The organism is Streptomyces sp. NTD91 (genome assembly GCF_059510455.1).
Map to the genome: position 1 here is coordinate 1 of NZ_JCAJZW010000180.1, position 366 is coordinate 366.

1 protein-coding gene is annotated in these 366 nt (G+C 73.8%); it reads left to right on the forward strand.

What is annotated here, in order from left to right; all coding sequences use genetic code 11:
• A partial coding sequence (locus AC5WRT_RS39135; protein ID WP_496101121.1) for an SDR family NAD(P)-dependent oxidoreductase occupies positions 1 to 366 on the forward strand: 366 nt, incomplete at both ends.

Sequence of the window (366 nt, forward strand, 5' to 3'; positions counted from 1 at the left end):
TCGGCTGGGCGAGTTGGGTGCTCGGGTCGAGGTGGCCGCCGTAGACGTCGCCGACCGGGACCAACTGGCCGCCGTTCTCGGTGCGATCCCGGCCGAGCACCCGCTGACCGCCGTCGTTCACACCGCCGGTGTCCTGGACGACGGCCTGGTCTCCGCCCTCACCCCCGACCGGCTGGTCCGCGTCCTGCGGCCCAAGGCCGACGCCGTAACCCACCTGCACGAGCTGACCCGCGACGCGGACCTGGCCGCCTTCGTCGTCTTCTCCTCCGTCGCCGGTACGTTCGGTGGCGCGGGCCAGGCCAACTACGCGGCAGCCAACGCCTACCTGGACGCCCTGGCCGGTGTGCGGCGCTCAGCCGGCCTGCC